This is a genomic window from Hyphomonas sp., assembly GCF_040882205.1.
Taxonomy (GTDB): domain Bacteria; phylum Pseudomonadota; class Alphaproteobacteria; order Caulobacterales; family Hyphomonadaceae; genus Hyphomonas.
Genome location: NZ_JBBEBT010000058.1, coordinates 1 through 7,154 on the forward strand (window position 1 = coordinate 1; position 7,154 = coordinate 7,154).

General features: G+C 61.3%; 5 protein-coding genes. 3 read left to right on the top strand and 2 right to left on the bottom strand.

Going from position 1 to position 7,154, the window contains the following annotated elements:
- The first annotated feature begins 588 nt into the window (after positions 1-588).
- Together WEA77_RS02640 and WEA77_RS02645 are read left to right on the top strand one after the other, a co-directional pair.
- Positions 589-3,057: an ATP-binding protein gene (locus tag WEA77_RS02640; RefSeq protein ID WP_368066311.1), complete on the top strand. Its 2,469-nt coding sequence runs from the start codon at positions 589-591 to the stop codon at positions 3,055-3,057.
- A gap of 42 nt (positions 3,058-3,099) precedes the next feature.
- Complete coding sequence (locus WEA77_RS02645; protein ID WP_368066312.1) at positions 3,100-3,489, top strand: response regulator; 390 nt, start codon at positions 3,100-3,102, stop codon at positions 3,487-3,489.
- Here WEA77_RS02645 and WEA77_RS02650 read toward each other — a convergent pair.
- Entirely contained in the window at positions 3,486-3,950 is a 465-nt protein-coding gene (locus WEA77_RS02650) for a hypothetical protein (RefSeq protein ID WP_368066313.1), read from the bottom strand. The two genes, WEA77_RS02645 and WEA77_RS02650, sit on opposite strands and share 4 nt — an antisense overlap.
- Before the next feature lie 589 nt (positions 3,951-4,539).
- Here WEA77_RS02650 and WEA77_RS02655 point away from each other — a divergent pair.
- Positions 4,540-6,768, top strand: a complete 2,229-nt coding sequence (locus WEA77_RS02655) for a patatin-like phospholipase family protein (protein ID WP_368066314.1) — start codon at positions 4,540-4,542, stop codon at positions 6,766-6,768.
- Here the strand turns inward: WEA77_RS02655 and WEA77_RS02660 are convergent.
- Positions 6,765-7,154: response regulator (locus WEA77_RS02660; protein ID WP_368066315.1), on the bottom strand; the 390-nt coding region annotated here is incomplete at its 5' end. The genes WEA77_RS02655 and WEA77_RS02660 overlap by 4 nt on opposite strands.

Here is a 7,154-nt window from a genome sequence, read left to right on the forward strand (position 1 = left end):
GTTCAAGTCTCTCCCAAATTACCACTCACTGCCCTGATTTTAAGTGTCTTTTTATAGATCTATCAAAACCCTGAGATCGAACTGACACGCAACGCGCTGAAGGAAGTCGTCGATCGCTGCGGCCGACTTCATCAGGCAGGACGGGCAAACGGTCCGCCAGTACGGCGATGCCGTGCGCGTGCGTGTCCGGGTTCGTTTCTCTGAGCTTGCGGATATTGAGCAGCTTCCATTGAACGCGGGGCAGGCTGGCGAGTTTGCTGTGCGGGAAGAAGCTCCAGTCCGGTTCGCTTGATTCGAAACTCAGGAGGAACTGCTTGTCGTCTGTTTGGCGGGGCCGGGGAGCTTTCCGGCTTCGTCCGGGCGGAGGCTCCGGTTTCAGAGGATACGCAGACTGAAGTCGTCAACATGATCGGCGGACGGCTGTGGAACGGCTTCTGATCGACCATCAGACAGTGATTTCCTAAGGTGAGACGCCGTCCGGTTAACGCCGGGCGGCTTTTGCATTTAATCCCCAATGCGGCGTTAGAAGGATCGCAATGTCTTACTAATACGTTTCATTTCAGGACTTTGGACTCTTGGAGTTTTCCGATGCGCTTTGCGGTTCTCTCGCTCTTTGCTCTCACGCTCGTTTCGGGTGCCGCGTTGGCGCAAGCCCCCGATGCGGCCGCGCCGACGCCGTTTGAGCAAGCGGTTGCTGCAGCAAAGTCGAAGATGATGGCGGACCCGGCGGCCGCTTATGAACTTGCGCTTGAAGTGGGCAACATTGCGTCTTCGGACGAATTGGCCGGCACCGCGCAGACAGATGAAACAGCGACCGCGCTCTGGCTCGAGGGCGAGGCCCTGAACCGGCTCAACCGGGTCAACGAAGCTATACCGCGGCTGGAACAGGGGCTTGAGATCGCCCGCGCGCAGGCGAGCGACGAGAAAGTCTTTGGTGATCTGATGATCGCCCGCGCGGGCGCGGCACGCATCTCGGGAGACTATGCTCTCGCCCTCACGCATTATCAGGGCGCGCAGAAAGTTTTCGCCGACCTCAACGAAGATCGCAGCCAGGCGCTGGCGCTTCAACAAGTCGGCTCGATTTACACCGACGCGCGAGACTATACGAAGGCGCTGGAGTTCTACAAACGCGCCGGTGAAGCCTTTTCTGGCGATCCCTCCGTCAACGTGTCGCGCCTCAACAACATATCTCACGCGCAGCGTGAGCTCGGCAATCTCGCCGGGGCCGAAGCCGGATTCCGTGAGGCGCTGGCGATCGCCATTGAGATGGACAGTGCGTCGCTTCAGGCACGCATCCTCGCAAACCTGGCCTCCGTGCAACTCGCGGCCGGACGGTTGGATGAGGCCGACGCTACCGCCCGCAGCGGTCTGGCTCTGTCCAACGGCGGAAAGCCACTTGGTTGGGAAAGCTTCCTCTGGGGTGTTGGCGCCCAGATTGCCTTCGAACGCGGCGCGGTATCGGAAGCTGCAGTCCTGATTGCGCGCACTTTCGAAGGACAGAATATCGATCAGACGCCGATGCCTTATCGTGAGTTCCATGAGGCGGCTCAGGAAATCTATTCGTCGCTGGGACAGACGGAATTAGCGCTGCAACACTTCAAGTCATTAAAGCGGCTGGATGACGACGCCCTCAGCGTGTCGACCGCGGCCAACACGGCGCTGATGGCAGTGCAGTTTGACTTTGCCGGCCAGGAGCTGAACCTCGCAAAGCTGCGCACCGAAGCGCTGGAAAAGGAAGTGGCGCTTAGCCGTGCGAAAGCGCGCCAGCGCACAATCCTGTTTGGCGGACTTCTGGTGTTCAGCCTGATCGCGCTGATCGCCGGCGCCCTCCACTACAACTCTATGCGCCGCAGCCGGAACGCCATCCGATCGGCCAACGAGACCCTGAAGCAAACCAACACGGCTTTGGCCAAAGCGTTGAAAGCGAAATCCGAATTCCTCGCGACAACAAGCCATGAGATCCGGACGCCGCTGAACGGTATTCTGGGTATGACCCAGCTCCTGATGATGCGCCGGGACCTGGCTGCCGACGTGCGTGAGCGTGTCGAACTCGTCCATGCGTCGAGCGAGACAATGAAGGCGATCGTCGATGACATTCTGGATCTTGCAAAGCTCGAATCCGGCGTCGTGACGATCGACCGCAGCGAGTACGAAGTGCCCGCCACCCTGAACAGCGTCAGCCGGTTCTGGCGAGACAGCGCGGATTCCAAGGGCCTGATCCTGACCGCGGACATCGAGGCTGGCCTCGGCGTCGTCGAAGGCGACGAACGCCGGGTTCGCCAGATTGTCTTCAACCTGCTCTCAAACGCCATAAAGTTCACAGATGCGGGAAGCGTGCGTATTGACGCGAAAATGGAACGCGCTGACGGCGGGTCCTTCCTCCTGATCGAAGTGGCAGACACGGGCTGCGGCATACAAGCCAGCGAACATGAAGCCATCTTCGAAGCGTTTCATCAGGTGGACGGCGGCACCACGCGCAAGCATGGCGGCACAGGTCTTGGCCTTTCGATCTGCCGCAAGCTGGCACGCGCCATGAACGGCGATGTGACTATGACCAGCGCAAGCGGCGCTGGTTCAGTGTTCACGCTGCGCCTGCCCGTAGTTGAAGTTGCGGCTTTTTCCCGAGGCTCAAAAGAAACCGGCACTGAACGCAGGGTACTTGTGCTCGACAGCAACCTGATGCGGCAGAGCATGCTCGAAGCCTTGCTTTCGGGTGATGACTCAGAGGTCGTGACGGCGGATGATCTTGCGTCGGGTCTCGCGGCAGTTCTGGCGGGCCGGTTTGATGCAGTGTTTGTGTTCGCAAACGAGCTCGGTGATGCAAACGCCGCGATGGCCAACATTATAAAACTGCGCGAATGTGCAGCTGACACGCGTCTGGTCGCCTTCCTCGAAGCGGGATCGCAGATCGAACCACAGATGTTGCACCTTGCGGGGTTTGACGAGATCCTTGAAGGGCCATTCGAGCCTCTTCTGGTCATCGCTGCACTATCGAAGCCTTCCAACGAGACTGAGACGATATTGTCAGTCCATAACCCAGAAAAAAATGCGGCTTAACCTCCATTTGGGGATACTCGCAGTTACGGAGCCTGAAGTCTGATGCGTGTCCTCTTTGTCGACGACGATGCGATGAACCGGCGGGTCGTTCGCGACATGCTGCAGATAGCAGGCGTCGTGCTTGATGAGGCGCCGGATGGTGAGACAGGCGTGCAGATGTTTGAGGCGGGCGACTATGCACTGATCCTGATGGACCTGCGCATGCCCGGTATAGATGGCCTGACCGCGATCAGGCGGATCCGCGCGCGCGGCGACGCGAAGGCCCGGCTACCGATCATTCTCGTCACAGCCGACACCTCGGTCGATATCCCCGAGAGGGCTCTGGCAAGCGGAGCCGACGATGTGATGATGAAGCCTGTGGCGATGAAGGCCCTCTTCAAGACGATAGGGCAACTCGTGGCGGCACACGCAAAGCGCCAGGCGGCCGCTTAAGCCTCGCATAACCCAGCACCGTCAGTGCAATGAATTTGGTGATCCGGAGAGTTCCCACCCTGCGACCGGGTCTCAAGCCAGAAACGGGTGTAACGCATCGCTCTTGAAAGGTATGCAAACAACATATTTGTCAAAACGACCATCGACGAAAAAACAAGGCGCTGCTCAAAACTCATGATGCCGTTCAGGAGTTTCATTATGGCGGCAACGTCGTCCTCGCCAAGCGCTGCGATCCTGACCGCTGTGCGCCCCTGGGGATGGGGGACAAGGCCGGAGAGAATGCCGGTGCCGAGCAGGAAGCGGGCAGTCACCTGAAGCCACGCCTGGCAATCAACCGGTTCAGCACGCGCATCCTGGATCGGAGCGAAATCGTCTTCGATCGACTGAAGGGTCTTCAGCAAGGCCGCAAGGGACGGCGCAGCAGCAGGTTCGATGACAAGCTGAGCGCCCGCTTTGCGCATGACGGCGCCGTGTCCGGGCAGCTCGAATTCCCGGGGGATTCGGACCGCCTGGTTGCGGCCGTTCCTGACGCATTTCACATTGCGGCCGGCCGTCAGGGCGGATCCTCCTGATCGGCAAATGCCGTAGCATAGGCCAGATACAGACGCGGCGATGTCAGTGCCTCGCCCGCGTGATCGAGCAAAAACCTGCTCAAGCCATAAGGAGCACAAGTGGCTATGAGCGTGCGTATGGACGACGCGATCAAATGCCGGGCTGTAGCACACACCTAACACGCAACGGGCGATGTTTCGCAAAGCCTTGTCGCCAAATTTTATAATCTTGACCGACCGCGATTCAACTGTCGCGCGGTCTGGGGATTTTTTCCTGACACGCAACTAACATGCAAACAGCGGTTTTGAGCCGCTTTTTGCGATTTTTTACGATCGCGAACGATTTCTGCAGTATTAGTTTTTCTAATATTTTTTCGCTTGATCCGCTTCGGTAACGACCCCCAATCGCCAGGGCGAGAGTTCAAGTCTCTCCCGAACCATCATTCCCTTTCCTTCCGGCACGCTTCCTGCTCTCTGTGCGGGGTCGAGGAGACCTGTCATGCCGCCCATCGCCCGCTTCCTGTCCCTGGCTCTTGGCGCCCTCGTGGCAACCGCCTGTCTGGCCGTCCCGGCCGTCGCGCAGGACGCAGCGCTTCCCGATGAGACGCCCCGCGCGCCGAAGATCGCCCTCGTCCTCTCCGGCGGCGGCGCGCTTGGCATCGCGCATGTCGGCGCTATTCAGGAGCTCGAACGCCTCGGCATCCGCCCGGACATGATCGTCGGCACCTCAATGGGCGCGGTCATCGGCGGCCTCTACGCCTCCGGCATGAACGGCGAGGAACTGGAAACGGCCGTAAAGGACGTCAACTGGTCCGGCGTCTTCTCCCCCCAGTCGGACCGGAACAAGCTGACCTTCCGCCAGAAACAGCAGCAGGCGGACTTTCCGGGCACGGCCAGTCTCGGGGTCTCCGCGGCCGGTATACTGCTGCCAACCGGCGCCGTCTCCGACCAGACACTGATGAAGGAGCTACGCCGCCTTTCGCCTGCGCGAACCAATCTGGAAAGTTTTGACGCGCTCGATATCCCCTTCCGCGCCGTCGCCACTGACATCGCGACGGGCGAAGCGGTGATCCTGGGCGCCGGCGAATTGCCTTTGGCGATGCGCGCCTCGATCTCACTGCCCGGCGTCTTCCCAGCCGTGCGCCATGAAGGGAAGCTTCTGGTTGATGGCGGCCTTGCCGCTAACGTGCCGATCAGCGTTGCGCGCGAGATGGGCGCCGATATCGTCATCGCTGTCTGGACCCCGAGCGAACTGATCCCGGAGGAGAAAATTGGCTCAGTGGTCGATGTGCTCGCCCAGACCGTCAGCCTGCTTATCCTTACCAACGAGCGCGCTGAGATCGCCTCGTTGACCGGCAACGACCTCCTTGTGCGGATCAATACCAGCGGCTTCAACCCGACCGCCTTCACGCGCAGCAGCGAGTTGATCGAGGCCGGGCGCAAAGCCATGCAGACCGAGACCGGCCGCCTCGAAACCCTCGCCGCTGGCAGGCCTGCCCTCGTCTATGCCAGTAATCAAGCGACTGATCCGCCGGTCATTGGCTTCCTGCGCATCGAGAATTCCTCGCGCCTCGACCAGTCCCTGCTCGAAGGCAAGGTGATCGAACTCGTCGGCAAGCCCGCCGATGATGCCGAGATCGCCGAGGCGCTGGACCGTATCTATGCGCTCGGCCCTTTCGAGCGGGTGGACTATGCCTTCGAGGAGAGGGATGGCCGAACGGGTCTCGTCCTGCGCGCTATCGACGTGGTGCCGGACGCAGGCCGCGTGCGCTTCGGCCTGATTGTCGAGAATGACTTCAACACCGAATCCGACGCCGCCATATCGCTCGATTTCCGTTCCCCCGCGCTCGATTCCTATGGCTCCGAAATCCAGGCGCGCGCCACGCTCGGCGATTTCAACGAGATTGCAGGCGAATATTTCCGCCTGCTTGATCCGCGCCAGAGCTGGTTTGCAACGGTGCGCGGCGAGATCCAGAATCGCCCCGTCAACATCTATTCGCCGCGCGGCTTCAAGGAAGCGGGTTATGATCTCACCTATGCCCTTGCCGGCATCGATACGGGCTACCAGTTCGGCAATGTCGGCGAGGTGCGCCTCGGCGTTGAGGTCGGCGCGGGCCGCGCCAAACTGAACGAGGGCTTTGCCCTGGTCTCGGAAGTCGACATCGACATCGGCCGTCTCATAGCCGCCGGCGCCTATGACACGCTCGACGATCCTTTCTTCCCGCGCGAAGGCATTCGCGCCGGCGCACGCTATGTTCAGGGCTTCGAAGCCATCGGCGACAATGCCGACTTCCAGACCATCAGTGCCACGGCGCTGACTGCGCGCAGCATGGGCCCCAACACACTGATCGCCTCGCTTGCGGCAGGCGAGCGCATTGACGGCGCCGCGCGCCTGGACTCGCTTTACCGTGTCGGCGGCCTGTTCAGCCTGTCGGGCTACCGCAAGGAGGAACTCGCAGGCGAGAACTTCTTCACCTCGCAGCTGATCTACCGCCGAAGCCTGCTCGGCGATTCCGAGCAGTTGTTCGGCGTGCCACTTTATGTCGGCGGCTCGGTGGAGCTCGGTGATGCCTGGCAGGCCGGTAACAGTTTCGACACGGGCGAGCTGCGTTTCGGCGGGAGCGTCTTCGTCGCCGCCAGCACCGCCTTCGGCCCGATCTACCTCGCCTTTGGACGCTCCGAAGGCGGACGGCAATCGGCCTACCTGCTCATTGGACGGACGTTCTAGGCCCCCGCAGCCCGTTTCGGCTGCCCGCTCGAGATCAGAATGTCCACCAGCGTCGCCACCAGCGGGCGCGGACGGATAGGCTTCTCGATAAGGCCGGAGAATCCGGCGCGGTCGCACGCCGCGCGGCGTTCGGGACTTGCGTCGGCCGTGACAGCCACCACCGGCGTCAGCGCGTTCAGCCCGCTGGCGAAGCGTGCCGCGCGCAGCACCGCCTCGCCGCCGCCGTGCGGCATGTGCACATCGGTGAGGATCACCTGGTAGCGCCGCTGGCCCACGCGCGTTATTGCCGCCGCCGCATCCGCCACCGTCTCGACGCGCCAGCCTGCCGCGATCAGCGCCTCGCGGATCACGAAGGCGCTGGCCTCATGGTCTTCCGCCAGCAGCAC

Coding starts and splice junctions, on each gene's coding strand:
- WEA77_RS02650 (WP_368066313.1), bottom strand. CDS start 3,950: ATGCGCAAAGCGGGCGCTCAGCTTGTCATCGAACCTGCTGCTGCGCCG.
- WEA77_RS02645 (WP_368066312.1), top strand. CDS start 3,100: ATGCGTGTCCTCTTTGTCGACGACGATGCGATGAACCGGCGGGTCGTT.
- WEA77_RS02640 (WP_368066311.1), top strand. CDS start 589: ATGCGCTTTGCGGTTCTCTCGCTCTTTGCTCTCACGCTCGTTTCGGGT.
- WEA77_RS02655 (WP_368066314.1), top strand. CDS start 4,540: ATGCCGCCCATCGCCCGCTTCCTGTCCCTGGCTCTTGGCGCCCTCGTG.